General features: G+C 43.4%; 11 protein-coding genes. 6 read left to right on the top strand and 5 right to left on the bottom strand.

The window, feature by feature from the left end:
• Nucleotides 1-149: 149 nt before the first annotated feature.
• Complete coding sequence (locus I3257_RS06990) at nucleotides 150-854, bottom strand: response regulator (RefSeq protein WP_238049222.1); 705 nt, start codon at nucleotides 852-854, stop codon at nucleotides 150-152.
• 358 nt (nucleotides 855-1,212) lie between these two features.
• Between I3257_RS06990 and I3257_RS06985 the strand changes: the two genes are divergently transcribed.
• Nucleotides 1,213-1,689, top strand: a complete 477-nt coding sequence (locus tag I3257_RS06985) for a hypothetical protein (protein ID WP_238049221.1) — start codon at nucleotides 1,213-1,215, stop codon at nucleotides 1,687-1,689.
• A 205-nt stretch (nucleotides 1,690-1,894) separates the two neighbouring features.
• Nucleotides 1,895-3,829 (top strand): oleate hydratase, encoded by a 1,935-nt coding sequence (locus I3257_RS06980; protein ID WP_238049220.1) that lies wholly within the window; start codon nucleotides 1,895-1,897, stop codon nucleotides 3,827-3,829.
• 291 nt (nucleotides 3,830-4,120) lie between these two features.
• On the opposite strand, the gene I3257_RS06975 is transcribed toward I3257_RS06980, so the two are convergent.
• Complete coding sequence (locus I3257_RS06975) at nucleotides 4,121-5,017, bottom strand: LysR family transcriptional regulator (protein WP_201600212.1); 897 nt, start codon at nucleotides 5,015-5,017, stop codon at nucleotides 4,121-4,123.
• A 178-nt stretch (nucleotides 5,018-5,195) separates the two neighbouring features.
• On the opposite strand from I3257_RS06975, the gene I3257_RS06970 reads away from it, so the two are divergent.
• Nucleotides 5,196-6,323 carry an alkene reductase gene (locus tag I3257_RS06970; RefSeq protein ID WP_238049236.1) on the top strand — a complete coding sequence of 376 codons (1,128 nt, stop codon included), beginning with the start codon at nucleotides 5,196-5,198 and terminating at the stop codon, nucleotides 6,321-6,323.
• Between the two features lie 78 nt (nucleotides 6,324-6,401).
• On the opposite strand, the gene I3257_RS06965 is transcribed toward I3257_RS06970, so the two are convergent.
• Nucleotides 6,402-6,803: a DUF1971 domain-containing protein gene (locus I3257_RS06965; RefSeq protein ID WP_055125082.1), complete on the bottom strand. Its 402-nt coding sequence runs from the start codon at nucleotides 6,801-6,803 to the stop codon at nucleotides 6,402-6,404.
• A 324-nt stretch (nucleotides 6,804-7,127) separates the two neighbouring features.
• Between I3257_RS06965 and I3257_RS06960 the strand changes: the two genes are divergently transcribed.
• Entirely contained in the window at nucleotides 7,128-8,606 is a 1,479-nt protein-coding gene (locus tag I3257_RS06960; RefSeq protein ID WP_238049219.1) for an MFS transporter, read from the top strand.
• A 180-nt stretch (nucleotides 8,607-8,786) separates the two neighbouring features.
• Here the strand turns inward: I3257_RS06960 and narL are convergent, their stop codons facing one another.
• Together narL and I3257_RS06950 are read right to left on the bottom strand one after the other, a co-directional pair.
• Nucleotides 8,787-9,446, bottom strand: coding sequence for a two-component system response regulator NarL (narL, locus tag I3257_RS06955; RefSeq protein WP_045447151.1), 660 nt, complete (start codon nucleotides 9,444-9,446; stop codon nucleotides 8,787-8,789).
• A 74-nt stretch (nucleotides 9,447-9,520) separates the two neighbouring features.
• A complete protein-coding gene (locus tag I3257_RS06950) occupies nucleotides 9,521-11,554 on the bottom strand; it encodes a histidine kinase (RefSeq protein WP_238049218.1) in 2,034 nt (677 codons plus the stop codon).
• Nucleotides 11,555-11,955: 401 nt separating this feature from the next.
• Here I3257_RS06950 and I3257_RS06945 point away from each other — a divergent pair, with 401 nt between their 5' ends.
• Both I3257_RS06945 and I3257_RS06940 read left to right on the top strand, forming a co-directional pair.
• Nucleotides 11,956-13,335 (top strand): NarK family nitrate/nitrite MFS transporter, encoded by a 1,380-nt coding sequence (locus I3257_RS06945; protein WP_238049217.1) that lies wholly within the window; start codon nucleotides 11,956-11,958, stop codon nucleotides 13,333-13,335.
• Between the two features lie 348 nt (nucleotides 13,336-13,683).
• Nucleotides 13,684-17,442 carry a nitrate reductase subunit alpha gene (locus I3257_RS06940; protein WP_238049216.1) on the top strand — a complete coding sequence of 1,253 codons (3,759 nt, stop codon included), beginning with the start codon at nucleotides 13,684-13,686 and terminating at the stop codon, nucleotides 17,440-17,442.
• Nucleotides 17,443-17,457 lie beyond the last annotated feature (15 nt).

Here is a 17,457-nt window from a genome sequence, read left to right as displayed (position 1 = left end):
TCACGAGCAAATAAATCACGAGCAAATAAATCACGAGCAAATAAATCACGAGCAAATAAATCACGAGCAATAAAAACGTCTCTCATGTACATAGGAGGCAATGATACGTTTAAATCATAGATAGGGCATTTTTAGTGTGCCCTATTTTTTTATCTACTAATGCGCCAACCCCTGAATTTGGCAAAGAAACCTTTCAACCTTTCAGAAAAATTAAAAGCCTCTAACTCCGGCACTTCTTCAACATGATGACGAGCTGCCAGTATCGGCTGCTGCACCAATCTTTCGTGATGATCAAAAGCCCGATCAAGACTGATACTCATGATAGAGAAGTTAGTCGGACGTGGTAGACAGCGATATACCTGACCCTTATTAATTAAATCAATGACCATATGAGCATCTTTGAATTCAGTCAACATCAGCACCATTAGATCTGGCTGGATATTTTTTAAGGCATAAACGATGGGCGTAATATTTTCTTTATTGAGCGTCGAATCTGTAATCGTGACACCAAAGCGTTTTTTTTGTAATAACTTTGCGGCCTGTTCAAGGTTACTCGCCCAGCTCACAGTATAAGCGCTCTTAAAATGAATTTTTATTTGTTGATAGACACTCTCATCATCGTCTAGTACCAATATATGGCGATTGCTAACCGTGCCACTATTAACACGGTTTTGAGTTGCATCATTTTTAATAGAATTTTGCGTGATTTCTTGCGTTTGCTGAGCAATTTCTGTGGCTTTATTAACAATTTTTTTGAGTTCGTCATTTTGCCATGGCTTAGTGATATAGCGATAAATTTCGCCCTCATTCACAGAATCCATCACGGCATTCAGATCCGCATAACCAGTTAACAAGATACGCAGCTCATCATCGATAAAAGTGATTTTCTTATTGATAGCATAGTTACAAAATTAGAAAATCAGTCGCTAATTTTTCTATTTATGTCATCAATATATCTATGATTATAGAGTCTGCCAAGTTTATCTTGTTCTGTACTGTGAAATTTTATACATATGTTATATTAATAATACTAATATAGAGGGTGTGTTTGTATTTTATATAATATCGCGGATCACCGCCACTTATCACTGATTGCAAAGCCTATCTGCTGTACACTCAGAGCTTGATATAACTCGCTCATACAGCTATTCAACTAACCATAAAGAAAGACGCTCACAAAGTCTTTCTCTTTTAAATATTAAAGGAAAAGCGATGCGCTCTTTGTTTTTTAGTACTTTGTGCTTAGCAAGTAGTCTTGCACTAATGGCTTGTAGTAGTCATCCACCAACCACGGCAAAAGAATCAACAGCGGTCATTAACAACACGGCAAAAGAGAACGCTGACGAACAGCTAAGCATGGAGAAGTCCAGCGCCGAAGAACCGTTATCAGCATTCACCGCTTTTGGTAATACAGAAAAAAGTTGGCGCACAGTAATTGATGGCAACCAACTCAGCATTGAAGCAGATTTTTTGAAACCAACGACCATCGTTGTCTCTCGTTCGACCTATGCTGAAGGTGTGGAATACGTGAGTACCGTTAGCGGCAAGCCTATTATTATGAATATAAATAGCCAGATTTGTACCGATGATAATGGCTATCAAAATGAATTTACGGTGACGTTAACTTATGATAATAAAAGCTATCAAGGTTGTGCCGTTGCTGGAGCGTATGAAACAGCACCTACGTAATTGCATAGAGGTGATTGTGGTTAGCAACCATCATAAATAGTCAGCCATTAGCCAATGGATAACGCATAATTTGGCAAATAAGTACTTATGTTACTTTCAACCGATGTCATTATTGTTTAATAAAAACACCCTATAGTCTGTCTATAAACCCTTCATTTTAGTCAAATAACCTTTTATATCAGTCTTACTCAATAAGGATGAAACTATGAAAATTATAAAGACTCAAACCAATAATCCGGTAGACCACGACACATTTATCCACCAGCCTGATGCCAGTAAAACCCGTGTAGCAAACATACCAGGCAAGCGCTTACCCTTCCCTGATCAAATTGGTAATTATCAGCGCAATATTGGGACGCCCACTGACGCTTATCAGGACAGTAAGGTTTATATCGTTGGGGGCGGTATTGCAGGTTTGGCTAGTGCTTATTACTGCATCCGAGATGGCAAAGTATCTGCTGAAAACATTACCGTTTTAGAGCATCTTGACGTGGCAGGTGGCTCCTTAGATGGTAGCGGCAATCCTGAAACGGGATATATGGTGCGCGGCGGTCGTGAAATGGATTTCACTTACGAAAACTTTTGGGATTTATTCCAAGATATCCCCGCTCTTGAAATGCCTGCGCCTTATAGCACCTTGGATGAGTATCGCATAGCAAATGACACCGATCCCAATTACTCTATTGCACGCCTGATCCATAAGCAAGGCGAGATAAAAGACTTCAGTCAACTGGGATTGAGTAAAACCAACCAACTCGCTTTAATTCGTTTGCTATTAAAACCTAAGGAAGAGCTAGACGATATCACTATTGAAGAGTATTTTGATGACAGCTTTTTGAGTAGTAACTTCTGGACGTTTTGGCGAACCATGTTTGCTTTTGAAAACTGGCACAGCTTACTTGAGTTTAAGCTTTATACACATCGATTTTTACACGCATTGGACGGTCTAAACGACATGTCTGCGCTGGTATTCCCAAGATACAATCAATTTGATAGCTTTGTTAAGCCACTACAAAATTATTTAAAAGATAAAGGCGTGCAGTTTCAGTATGACACGCTCGTTACCGATTTAGACCTTGAGTTTGAGCATGCTGATAAAGTAACAGGCACCAAAAAGGTCAAAGCCATCATCACGGAGAAAGCGAGTGAGCAAACCACCATTCCTATGGGTAGCAATGATTTCGTCATCGTGACGACTGGCTCCATGACCGAAGATACCCGCTATGGTGATGATAATACTGCGCCGACGCTGGACTTTACGAAAGACAGCATGGGACAATCGTCTGGTTGGAAAGTATGGAATAATCTGGCTAAGCAATCTGACGTCTTTGGTCACCCAGAAAAATTTAATCAGCATGTGGATAAATCTGCTTGGATGTCGGCGACGTTGACCTGCCAGCCGTCTGCCTTTATTGATAAGCTCAAAACGCTGTCTGTCAACGATCCTTATACGGGTAAAACAGTGACCGGTGGCATCATTACGATTACGGATTCAAACTGGTTGATGAGCTTTACTTGTAACCGTCAACCGCATTTCCCTGATCAGCCAAAAGACACGCTAGTCGTATGGCTATATGCCTTGTTTATGGATAAAGAAGGCAATTATGTCAAAAAACCCATCCCAGAATGTACAGGCAAAGAGATCTTGAGCGAACTCTGTCATCACCTTGGCATCCTCGATGATATAGAGAATATCATGGCCAATACCATCGTCAGAACGGCTTATATGCCCTACATTACCTCAATGTTTATGCCTCGTGCTAAAGGCGATCGTCCTGAGATAGTCCCTGATGGTTGTGTCAATATGGGTCTAGTCGGTCAGTTCGTCGAGACACATAATGATGTGGTATTTACCATGGAGAGCTCTGTTCGTACTGCTCGTGTCGCAGTTTATGAGCTACTAAATGTGCAAAAACAAGTCCCCGATATAAACCCATTACAATACGATATCCGTCAATTACTAAAAGCCGCGAATACACTCAATGATGGTAAGGGTTTCATCGGCGAAGGTCTATTAACTAAGCTTCTTAAAGGTACTTATTACGAGCACATATTGCCAAAAGCCAATCAATCCACCAACGGCAATGACTCAATATTTACTCAGCAGTGGGAAGCAATCAAAGGGCTTTGGCATAAGTAGGTCTGGCATCAGCAATGTTAGTTTTGATAAAAGCAGCTTTGATAAAAACGGCTTTAGTGCAGCTTTGATAAAAACGGCTTTAGTAAAACTAATGACGAAAAATAAAAACGATAACGCTCTAGGGCCTGTCCTCATTTTAAAAATTGTGATAGAAATAAGATAAATTGCCGTTAAACGAGGAAAACAGCACCGTTAATATCGGTATAGTAACGGTGCTGTTTGACGATTTTTAACAAAATTTAGCCATTTTTAGCCCATTTAAATGTTCATTGGTTGAACTAAGGACATGCCTTAGTCAGACTTGGATAACTGCTGTAACTGTTCAATCAGCCAACGGTGTATACCACTGTGACTGGTACGTGGGTGCCATGCTGCTATCACCTTAAATGTGGGTGGCAGGGCTTCCACTTTAAGCTCTTTAACCCGACTGTTTGGTAATAAACGCGAAGGATAAAATGCAATCATATCGGTTGTATAAAGGATATCTGGCACCGCAGAAAAGCTAGGAACGGACATAACGATGTTTCGTTTAAGACCTTTTTCTGCAAACCACTGATCATGAGAACCACGCAAGTTAGCGCGTGAAGGTGACACCACCAGCTGCGAGTGTGCGGCAATTTGTGCCAGTGACAGCGGCTCTGTTGTAAAATCGTTATTGCAACCAGTAATGCAGAAATGTTGTTCTTCAAGTAGCGTCACATAAACCAAGTTATCAGGAATAAATTCTGGGAAAGTAATCAGCAGATCAAGCTCGCCTGCCGCAATAAGCTGATTGACATTGTCTGAGGCAAAATCACGCACGATTAATTTCAAATCAGGCGCGTCGCGGCGCGTTATATGAAACAACTGCGGTAATAATGCCTGCGTCGCATAGTCGGTCGCGCTAATCGTAAATACGCCTTTATAAGTCTGCGGCGAAAACACATCCGGCTCTAACAGTGCTTCTAACTGCTCTAATATGCGACTAATGGGTTGCTGCATCGATAGCGCTTTGGGGGTTGCCACCATGCTATTGCCTTGACGAATAAACAAACGATCATCAAACAAATCACGCAGCTTACGTAATTGTTCGCTGATTGCCTGTTGTGTCAGCCCCATTTTGCGCGCGACTTGTGAGAGATTTTTTAGATCAAGCAACGCATGTAGCACTCTCAGCTGCTTGATATCGAGTCGGTTAATTCCATTCATAACATGTACCATTTATAATTGTATCTTAAACAACAAAATCCTGTTTCCAATTGTATCTATGAAACTCTATGCTTACCAACCTTACTTACGCAGTAATAAAGCATCAAAACAAGCTCAGTGGTTTAAACAATAACCCAGTCCATTTGTTTTAAAAGAGAGTTTTATGGAACCATCTAATATCGATACCAGCCCATTATTTGCATCTGTCACACTTGGACCATATACGTTAAAAAACCGTATTGTCATGCCACCGTTGACACGCTCTCGCAGCACGCAACCGGACAATATTCCTAATGAATTAATGGCAAGCTACTATGCCCAGCGCGCCTCTGCAGGTTTTATGGTCACTGAAGGCACGCAAATTGAGCCGAGGGGTCAAGGTTATGCGTGGACGCCAGGCATACATTCGCATGCCCAAATCGAAGGCTGGAAAAAGGTCACTCAAGCGGTACACGCAGCAGGTGGTATCATTTTCGCTCAGCTTTGGCATGTGGGTCGCGTGTCTCATACCAGCTTACAACCACAAGGCGCTCAGCCAATTGCACCATCAGCTATCACTGCTGACAATGTAAAAGTATTTATAGAAACAGCACCAGGTGCAGGCGCGTTAGCCGATCCTAGTGAGCCACGCGCACTCAGTACTGATGAAGTTAGTGAACTGGTCGCTATGTATGCGGCAGCCGCACGCAATGCATTGGAGGCAGGTTTTGATGGCGTCGAGCTGCATTGTGCCAATGGCTATTTGGTGAATCAGTTCATCTCTGAGCATAGCAACACACGTGATGATCAGTATGGCGGTTCATTGACCAATCGCTTGCATTTCTTAAAAGAAATCGTGGCTGCCGTCAGTGAAGTGGTTGGTGCTGATCGCTTAGGCGTACGTTTCGCGCCACTGTTTGCTAGCACAGATGAGACTCGCGTGTATTTAGGGCTAGTGGAATCAGATCCACATCATACGTATATTGAAGCGATTAAAGTACTTGAACAAGCGGGCATCGCTTATTTATCTATTGCAGAAGCTGACTGGGACAATGCTCCTGATTTACCAGAGACGTTTTATCAAGCCGTCAGAGCTGAGTTTTCAGGACGCATTATCTATGCAGGTAAATACACGACGGAAAAATCGGTGCATATGCTAGCTAAAGGTTATGGCGATTTATTTGCTTTTGGTCGTCCTTTTATTGCTAATCCCGATTTACCTGAGCGCATCGCCAATCATTGGCCACTCAATGAGGCAGATCCTACCACGATGTATGGCGGCACCGAAATTGGCTATAATGATTATCCTTACTATCAAAACTCTTAATACAATAAGGCCATTCGTGGCCTTATTTTTTTGCTTATAAATAGGATATTTTTAATAGCTGATTCATATATATAGCCCTTATGATTCATCCGACTGATCAAATAACTTTTCGATAGGCTTGCTGTGTATCTTTGAGCTATTGAACAGCGACTTATTACCAGTATCCGCTTCTGTCCAAAAATTAATATTAAATTGGGCATCATCACTTAATTCTACGCGGTGCCAATATTGAGGCGGACTGACAGCGAACTGCCCTGCTTTAATAACAATGGTTTTTTCAGGTTCAGTGGCGGCTTCATCAGCAAAGCCATAAAAGGTTACCGTGCCTTGCATGACACAAATTTGGCCGTATACGCCCTCTGCTGTATTGTGATGAGTCAACAAGGCTTTTGGGACTTTATCTTTAGTAAAAAAGTGGGTCGAACGCTTTATTTTCCAATGGCTGGGTATGACGGGGTTTGAGGCGACAGTATGACTCATGGTAACTCCTTGGCTAATTTGATGGGTGTATCCCAATCCTGTTTATTAACAGCTTACTTGTGAATAAAAAGGATTGGTAAACGAGAAAAACACGCACAGTAATGGTTATTATTACTATAGCGCATCATATTTTCAAATGTATTGCTATCCTCATATCATCTTAGTTAACCATCAATATATAGGATATTAAAGCCACTTTTTAATCCCCATTAAGTAGTATGTGAAATGACATTCATACTGCTTTCGCCTAATGGCTAGCGAGCTTACTTATTGCTACATTAACTCCATCTAAACTATCCAGTTCGACGGTGGAGAATACTTGTCATGCATGCAAAAGAGCTACTTGAGGTTGAACGCCGTGATATAAGAGCGCTCCACTATACGTGGATTGCTTTTTTTCTGACCTTTTATGTCTGGTTCAATATGGCGCCACTAGCCACTTCTATGCTAGAGGCCGAAAGCTACTTAACTTCTGAACATATCAAATTATTTCTCATTGCCAACGTTGCTTTGACCATTCCAGGGCGAGTGGTAGTCGGCATGGCATTGGATCGCTTCGGTCCGCGTCGCGTTTTTTCCATACTGATGGTCGTCATGGCGATACCGACATGGTTCTTCGCGTTTGGTGATTCCGCGATGCAGCTGTTCGTCGCTCGCCTATTTATGTCTATCGTGGGCGCAGGGTTCGTCGTTGGCATTCACATGACTGCCCTTTGGTTTAAGCCAAAAAACATTGGCTTTGCCGAAGGGTTTTATGCAGGCTGGGGTAATTTTGGTTCAGCTGCCGCAGCGATTACCATTCCCACGGTTGCGCTACAGTTCTTTGGTGGTGATGACGGTTGGCGCTGGGCAATTGCATTATCTGGCTTACTGATGGCCGCTTACGGGGTAGCCTACTGGTTTTTAATCACCGATGGTCCTACACAAGATACCCATAAAAAAGCACGTAAGGCGGGTGCTTTAGAGGTATCGAGTTGGAGAGATTTATTATTATATTGCCTATTTATTATTCCTTTATATGGCGTATTGGGCGTATTGGTTTATCGTACCAAAAACATGGGATTCCTGAGCGAAACAGGCGCTTGGGGGTTTTATACTCTCATCGCTGTGGTGGTTATTTACCAAATTTACAAAGCCATCAGTGTCAACGTACCCATTCTCAAAGCGGGTATCCCTGAGGATGACAAATACCCCTTTACCTCTGTTGCCGCCCTAAATGTCACCTACTTTGCTAACTTTGGCGCAGAGCTGGCGGTCGTCTCTATGCTACCGATGTTCTTTGCCGCAACGTGGAAGCTCGACCCTACCGTCGCAGGGTTAGTCGCATCGACCTTTGCTTTTGTTAACTTATGGGCGCGACCACTTGGCGGCTATATCTCTGACAAGGTCGGCAATCGTCGCTTGGTGATGTTGGTATACATGTTCGGCATCGGTATCGGCTTTGGATTGATGGGATTGCTGAATGCAGAGTGGCCATTGTTTATCGCGGTCGTCTTTACGATTCTATGCTCAGTCTTTGTACAAGGGGCAGAAGGTGCAACTTTTGGTATTATCCCCTCAATTAAACGGCGCTTAACGGGTCAAATTTCTGGTATGGCGGGGGCTTATGGCAATGTGGGCGCTGTGTTCTATCTATTTATATTTACCTTGGTCGAACCAAACCAGTTCTTTTTTATCATTGCGATAGGTGCATTTATCGCTTGGGTACTTTGTTTCTTCTGGTTAAAAGAGCCTGAAGATGCCTTTGGTGACGAATACAAGATGTCCTCGGTCGATCGTCAAATTGCCGCTGAAGAAGGCTAATTTGATTAGCTTATAAAATAAAAAAGCCACCCAGCATCACTGCTCGGTAGCTTTTTTTTGACTGATATAGAGAGCTATCTAGACATGTCATAGAGGTTATTGAGATGACCTATGATTTTTTATAAAAGTAGCGATTTCAAAAAAACAACTACTTCGATAAATAACCATTTTGACAAACGACTACTTTGATAAATGATTCACGGTCCATACTGCCGCCTCTACCCGTGTGCGTAGTCCAGTTTTGTTCAAAATATGCTTAACATGCACTTTTACTGTGGATTCTGCGATATCCAGTTTGTTGGCGATCATTTTATTACTTAAGCCTTCCGCAATCATTTGAATCACTTGCAACTCTCTAGTAGTGAGATTGCCAGCGATATCTTCAATGCTTGGTGTACGTAATGTTTGCGCCAATATTGAAGCCAAATTGGGACTGATAACCAGCTCACCACGCAACACTTTTCTAATATCGACGATGATTAACTCAGGCTCCATATCTTTTAGCAAATAGCCATCCACCCCTAATTTCAACGCTTCTTGCACGTCTTCTCCGCTGTCAGAAACTGTAAATAGCAAGGTAGCCACGTCAATATTTCTGGCTTTGATTTCTCTTAAGGTTTCGATACCAGTCAACACTGGCATTTTATGATCTAGAATGACCAGATCGACCGGATTGTTTGCCAAAAAATCCAACGCTTCTTGTCCGTTATTCGCCTCACCAACGACGGTGACATCACTTTCGAGACTGAGCAGTTCTGCGACACCGCGGCGCAGCATAGGATGGTCATCGACCAATAGTAGCCGAGCCGGAGAAGCAGACGTATAAACTTTAGTAGTCATAAAATACTCACAAATTGAAAAATGCTACAAAAAAAACAATGCAGTGGTTAAGAGCGTTTACTAAGCCTATTCACTTAGTTTTGCTCAGCCATATAATCCGTAAAGAAACTGGGTACAAACCTGACGATGACGCTGGTACCTGCGGGTACATTATTAGAGATAATCAAATCACCGCCTAATTTATAGGCACGCTCTTTCATAATCATTAGACCATGATGCTGGGTCTGATTGACAGTCCCTGATATGCCAACGCCGTCATCATTGACCATCATCGCTACATAATTACTTTCATCATCATAAACCAAATCGATAGTGACGCTGTTAGCGTGGGCATGGCGACTGATATTCGACAACGCCTCCCTTATAATTTGAATGAGATGTACTTGTTCGGTTGCCGTTAGATTCAAGGATAGGATTTGATTGTTGACCTTTATGTCAAACTGCCCTTTTACAGCAAACTCATCAGCCGCCTCATATAAAGCTTCATCAAAATTGCCGCTATCAATCGTCAAGCGAAAAGTCGTCAATAAGTCTCGCAGCTCATGATAAGCAGAGTTCAGACCCATTTTTATTTGACTGATATGCTGCCCAACCTTGATTTGACTTTGCTCATCAAACACCACCAGCCCACTGTCTTTATCAGTAGACAGTTGCAGATGTTTTTCGAGCACGCTGACTTGTATTTTTAGATAAGACAATGATTGTGCTAAAGAATCATGCAACTCCCTAGCAATGGTCGAGCGCTCTTCAAGTAGAATAAGCTGATGGTCTTGCTGCCTTTGTCTGCGTAGGGATAAGGCGGTGCTGACGAGATTGGTCAGCACGACAATCAATTCATTGTTTTTAGCAATTAAATAACTACTATCCACCTCTACTACCTTGATACGTGTTGAATCTTCCTCGCTTTTTTTCTTATCTTCTGCATAAGCTTTATTAGTCATTAAGACAGATTTTGGTCTGACCTTTAGCTCACCAAACTCTATATCTTGATGAATAATCGGAAACGTTTTGGTATAAACGTCTTCTTTAATAGAGCAGCTGTCACAAGTGAGTTTGGTACATAGCTCCTTCATCCTATCATCGTGCAGGGCTATAGAGTTTTTATTGGTTAGAATATTGCTTTGAATACACAGCGTAAAATCTAAATATGGGAATATACACCCAAAGCCAGTAATCAATTCATCAAGCCGATGTAAGCTCACAGGACTACTGGTCAATTGCTTTGAGAAATCATAAAACAATGATAAGGCTTGGTTGGCTTTTACCAGATGCTGAGTCTTTGTCTGTACCTCACTCTCAAGTGAGCGCTGATACCTCTCAATGGTACTGGCCATACCGTTAAAAGAATTGCCAAGCGCTTCAAATTCTCTATAACCGCTGATAGACACTCTCGTATCATATTTGCCTTCTTTAAACGCCCGATTGGCTTTAATGAGTTGTTGAATAGGCGTTAGCACTGAGTTCTGTAATCTCCGTACGCCTATCAGCATGATAATCATGCTCAGTATCAGTGAGAGTATTTGTAGATTTTGCTGCCATGTCTGACGCTGCTCATTTCGATCCTGTAACGCGCCAACAAAACGATTAACATCGTCAATATACTTGGTTGAATCACTATAAAAACCTTGCTTGTCTTGTGCCAACAATGCTGGTTTTAAATCACGAAACCATTGTGATTTTATCTGGCTCCATTGATCACTGATGACCTTATCTCTGTTGGCACTGGTCAGTTGATACGCTTGTAATTTGTTGAGACGACTCTCCATGTCTTCAACCAGTATGTCTATTTTTTCAGACTCGCTTTTATTGGAGAAATCCAGTCTGTCTTGCTTTTCTACCTGCGGCGCATTGTCACTATCTAAGCCATCTTGTTTGATATTTAGGCTTGAGCTAAAGGGATGGTTATCCGCAAAGTCGGTCGCTAGCTGAAAGCTAATACGATACGTTGCCATGCGTATCGAGCCTGCGGTATTAATCGCCTCAGCATCAGACTTTGCGACCCAAGCGAGCGCACCGCTGCCTATCGCTGACATCAAAAACAAAGTAGCAATGATCGTAATAGCAATCCAAATATGAAGGAACAAAGACTGCCGTCGTAGATTAGACATGATTAATAGCGCTCCCATCAAACACTTTCTGCACAAAGGATTTGAGATCTTAAAATTGAACGTCGCAAAAGCAAAAAACATACAGCATAAAAAATACTACAGCGCCATTAGCAGTCCATCGACAAGCAAAACCTTAGTGATAAACCTGCCCGCAATATACCCCTTTTAGTCATCAGTATACCACTATGTATGAATACTCTTCATCGGGATAACACAGTACCGTGAGTTATCATTTTTTGATAGAGCAAGTGATTCATAGCGCTCATAAGCCTGTACGGCGGCTCTTTGCTTTCAATATTAACAGGAGCAAGCGCTACGGTTTATTGTAAGTTTAGACAGCCATTTGATGATCAAAAATACTGAATATAACTAGGCATAGCTGATACTAAGTGAGGAATAACATGGGCAATAATTACAACTTCAAAGGTGGTAAGCTCATCACTGACTGGCGACCTGAAGTAGAAGAATTTTGGGAAGGAGGCGGCAAAAAAGTCGCTCGTAGAAATTTATGGATATCCATTCCATCGTTGCTATTGGCGTTTGCAGTATGGATGGTATGGAGTGCCGTCATCGTCCGTCTGCCAGAGATTGGTTTTGATTTTGATGATGGGCAGTTGTTTTGGCTCGCCGCGCTGCCCGGACTATCAGGGGCAACGCTGCGAATTTTTTATTCTTTTATGGTGCCTATCTTTGGTGGGCGACGTTGGACAGCGATATCTACCTTATCCCTGTTAATCCCAGCATTATGGATGGGCTATGCGGTTCAGAACCCTGATACGCCATTTATGATATTTGCCATCATTGCCCTACTTTGTGGCTTCGGTGGTGGTAACTTTGCCTCCTCCATGTCCAATATCTCGTTCTTCTTTCCAAAAGCAGAACAGGGCACTGCTCTTGGGCTAAACGCGGGTTTGGGTAACCTTGGCGTGTCGGTGATGCAGTTCGTTGTACCGATGATCATATTGGTAGCAGCCTTTGGTAGCTTAGGCGGCGACCCACAAGTCTCTGCAAGCGGTCAGCTGTTCTATCTACAAAATGCAGGCTTTATTTGGGTACCCTTTATTCTGCTATTTTCAGCACTGGCATGGTTTGGCATGAACGATATTGCCACTGCTAAAGCTTCCTTTAAAGACCAATCCGTTATCTTTAAACGCAAACATAACTGGATCATGTGTATCCTTTATATGGCAACCTTTGGCTCGTTCATTGGTTTTTCAGCCGCGTTTCCGATGCTGATTAAAAACTCATTTCCCGCCATTGATGCGCTTAAGTTTGCCTTCTTAGGTCCTTTAGTTGGTGCGCTATTTCGCCCTTTAGGTGGCTGGATATCTGACAAAACCAGCGGCGCAAAAGTGACTTTTTGGAACTATATCGTGATGGTATTGGCGGTAGTGGCGGTGATGTATTTCCTCCCTAGCGAGACTCATGAGGGCAGCTTTGTCGGATACTTCATCTCCTTTATGGTGCTGTTTATCACCACGGGTATCGGTAACGGCTCTACCTTTACCATGATTCCCGTTATCTTCAGAACCTTTCATGAACGCCTTGAACCTCAAAAAGCAGGTACAGAGGAATTGTTTGTCGAGATACGTAAAGAATCAGCAGCAGTGGTTGGCTTTACCTCAGCGATAGCGGCCTATGGCGCATTCTTTGTCCCAAAAATGTTTGGTTCAGGACTGGGTGTTGATGGTACTTTTATCGCTTTAATTGTCTTTTATGTTCTCTGTATTGTGTTGACATGGTGGTATTACAGTCGCCCTAATGCTGAGATTCCTTGCTAAAGCAGCCTTGTATAAATCATCCTCTAAAAACAGATTTTTAAATTAAAAACATCTCTCTTTATAGTGCTACTTGCCAGCGTAAGTAGCACTTTTTTTATTTTTACCAATCCATATTTTGCTTATAAATAAGCCCGACTCATAAATACTTAACGATTTTTTAAGGAAATTTTATCATTTACCGCTACTACTAAGGTGGTAGTGCTCTGCTCATGTTAGCGGATAGTAAGAGGGCGATGGCTTACTTAAAATAATACCATCGAAAAACATTTACAGCTTGGGCAATGGGTTGTTTTTACCACGCCATTCAGCTTTAGATACCCCATAGGCAATAATACAGAGGATAGCGAAATGAGCCATTTACTCGACCAATTCCGTTTTTTTAAACGTAAAAAGGGCGAATTCTCCGATGGGCATGGTGAGACGCGCGATGAGTCTCGTGACTGGGAAAATGTGTATCGTAGCCGTTGGCAGTATGACAAAGTCGTGCGTTCAACGCATGGGGTCAACTGTACCGGTTCTTGCTCATGGAAAATTTACGTAAAAAACGGCTTGGTCACATGGGAGACGCAGCAAACTGACTATCCTGAAACCCGTCCAGACTTACCAAACCACGAACCGCGTGGCTGTCCTCGTGGCGCAAGCTACAGCTGGTACATGTATTCAGCGAACCGTGTGAAATACCCTAAAGTACGTAAGCCGCTTCTCAAATTATGGCGTGAAGCCAAAGCGCAGTATCCTGATCCAGTCGATGCGTGGGGCAGCATTGTCCAAGACCCTATCAAAGCAGAACAGTATAAATCCAAGCGCGGTTTGGGCGGTTTTATTCGCTCAACGTGGGCGGAAGTTAATGAAATCATCGCCGCCAGTAATGTCTATACCGCCAAAACCTTTGGTCCTGACCGTATCGTTGGCTTCTCTCCGATTCCTGCGATGTCGATGGTCAGTTACGCGGCAGGTAGTCGTTATTTATCGTTGATTGGCGGTGTCTGCTTGTCCTTCTATGACTGGTATTGTGACCTGCCACCAGCGTCGCCAATGGTTTGGGGTGAGCAAACTGACGTGCCAGAATCAGCCGATTGGTACAACTCTGATTATATTATTGCCTGGGGTTCAAACGTTCCACAAACGCGTACACCAGACGCGCATTTCTTTACTGAAGTCCGTTATAAAGGCACTAAGACCGTTTCTATCACCCCTGATTATGCTGAGGTTTCTAAGTTAACTGACTTATGGCTAAACCCAAAACAAGGTACTGATGCGGCTGTTGCGCAAGCATTCTGTCATGTCATTATCAAAGAGTTTTATCTTAAGCAGCCAAGTGACTATTTCTTAGATTACGCCAAACGCTATACCGATTTACCAGTACTTGTGATGCTAGAAGGTGAAGAAGGCGCGCGCCGTGCTGGTCGCTATCTACGCGCTTCTGACTTAATCGCTAATTTAGGTCAAGAAAACAATCCTGAATGGAAAACCATCGGTCTAAATAGTGATGGCGAGCTGGTCTCTCCACTTGGCTCGATTGGCTATCGTTGGGGCGAAAAAGGCAAATGGAACCTTGAGCAAAAAAATGGTACGACAGGCGCAGAAATTGACCTAACATTGACTTTAAAAGACAGTAATGAGACCTGCAAAGTCGGCTTTGATTACTTTGGTCATGTGGATCACCCACATTTCACCTCGGTACCGGGTGAAGCAATACAGCAAAAAACCGTTCCTTGTAAAACCATTACCCTTGCCGATGGCAGCACCGCTATCGTTGCGACCGTCTTTGATCTAACCGTTGCCAACTTGGGCGTGGATAATGGCGTTGGCGGCGAGCATGTCACCGATGACTATAACGATGCCACCGTACCGGGCACGCCTGCTTGGCAAGAAGTCATCACTGGTTTGAGCCGTGAGCGCGTCATCCAAGTCGCGCGTGAATTCGCTGAAAACGCCCATAAGACTCATGGTAAATCGATGATTATCATCGGCGCGGGTATGAACCACTGGTATCACCTAGACATGAACTATCGCGGCGTGATTAACATGCTGATGCTGTGCGGCTGTATCGGCAAATCTGGCGGCGGCTGGGCGCATTATGTTGGTCAAGAAAAACTGCGCCCTCAAACGGGTTGGTTGCCATTGGCCTTTGCACTTGATTGGCATCGTCCGCCGCGTCATATGAATGGCACGAGCTTCTTCTACAATCACAGCTCACAGTGGCGTCATGAGACTATTTCTGCCCATGAAATCCTCTCGCCTCTCGTCGATAAAAAGTTCTTCCCTGAGCATATGCTTGATTACAACATTCAAGCAGAGCGCGCAGGCTGGTTGCCTTCAGCGCCGCAATTAAACCGCAATCCACTGACCATCGCTGCCAAAGCCAAAGAAAGTGGCAAAGGCGTGGAAGAATATGTGGTCGATTCTCTAGAAGATGGCAGCTTACGCTTTGCTTGTGAATCACCTGATAACCCAGCCAACTTCCCGCGCAACATGTTTATCTGGCGCTCAAACCTATTGGGCTCATCAGGTAAAGGTCATGAATATATGCTGCATTATTTCTTGGGCACCAAAAACGGCTTGCTCAATAAAGAAAATGCAGAGGGTCACCTACAACCAAAAGAAGTCGATTGGGTAGAAAAAGGCCCGACTGGTAAATTAGACTTGGTTGTCACGTTAGACTTCCGCATGTCTTCTACCTGTTTGTATTCTGACATCGTGCTACCGACTGCAACTTGGTACGAAAAAGATGACATGAATACCTCAGACATGCATCCATTCATTCACCCATTAACCGCCGCGACTGACCCTGCGTGGGAATCTAAGACCGATTGGGAAATTTATAAAGGCATTGCCAAGAGCTTCTCTGAAGTATCAAAAGGTCATTTAGGTGTTGAAACTGACGTTGTCACCTTGCCAATGCAACATGACACCCCGGGTGAATTAGCACAGCCATTTGGTGGCACTGACTGGAAAACGGCTGGCGAAAAACCTGTACCGGGTAAAAACTGCCCAATGATTAAAGTGGTTGAGCGTGACTATCCGAGTACTTATAAAAAGTTCACTTCTATGGGTCCTGCCTTAGAAAAACTGGGTAATGGCTCAAAAGGCTTGAATTGGGATATGAAAACCGAGGTCAAACAGCTGGGGGATTTAAACCACCGCGTGACTGAAACGGGTATCTCTGAAGGCAGACCAAGTCTCAACACTGCTATCAATGCCTCTGAAATGATTTTGATGTTGGCGCCTGAGACCAATGGTCATGTCGCCGTAAAAGGCTGGGCTGCACTCTCTGAGTTCACCGGTCGCGATCATACTCATCTTGCCAAATCTAGCGAACACGAAAAAATCCGCTTTAAAGATATCGTCGCACAGCCGCGAAAAATCATCTCAAGCCCGACATGGTCAGGCATTGAGTCGGATCAGGTCAGTTATAACGCTGGTTATACCAACGTCCATGAGCTGATTCCATGGCGTACGATTACTGGTCGCCAGCAGTTTTATCAAGACCATCCTTGGATGCAGGCGTTTGGTGAGCAAATGCAGCAGTATCGTCCACCTATCGACACCAAGACCACTGAGCTGCTCAAAGACGCTAAGCCAAATGGCAATAAAGAGATTGTACTGAACTTCTTAACACCGCACCAAAAATGGGGCATCCACAGTACCTACTCTGAAAACTTGCTGATGCTGACCCTAAGTCGCGGCGGACCTTGTGTCTGGATGTCAGAAGTCGATGCCCAAAAAGCTGGCATCGTCGATAACGATTGGATTGAGCTGTTCAATGCTAATGGGGCAATCACTGCCCGTGCCATCGTCAGCCAACGCGTTAAAGAAGGCATGACCATGATGTATCACGCCCAAGAAAAACTGGTCAACATTCCAGGCTCTGAGCAAACAGGCACGCGTGGCGGTATCCATAACTCGGTCACTCGGACGATTTTGAAACCGACACATATGATTGGCAGCTATGCTCAGCAGTCTTATGGCTTTAACTATTATGGCACCGTCGGTTGTAACCGTGATGAATTTGTCGTGATTCGTAAAATGTCAAAAATCGACTGGCTAGAAGACAAACCCGATAACGAATTGCCACGTCCATTACCAACCAGCATTGAAGGGTAAAGCTATTTCTTCTAT

The organism is Psychrobacter sp. Ps7, assembly GCF_022129225.1.
Lineage (GTDB): Bacteria > Pseudomonadota > Gammaproteobacteria > Pseudomonadales > Moraxellaceae > Psychrobacter > Psychrobacter immobilis_A.
The sequence above is the reverse complement of the archived record's forward strand: the minus strand, read 5'-3'. Positions and strand labels throughout refer to the sequence as shown.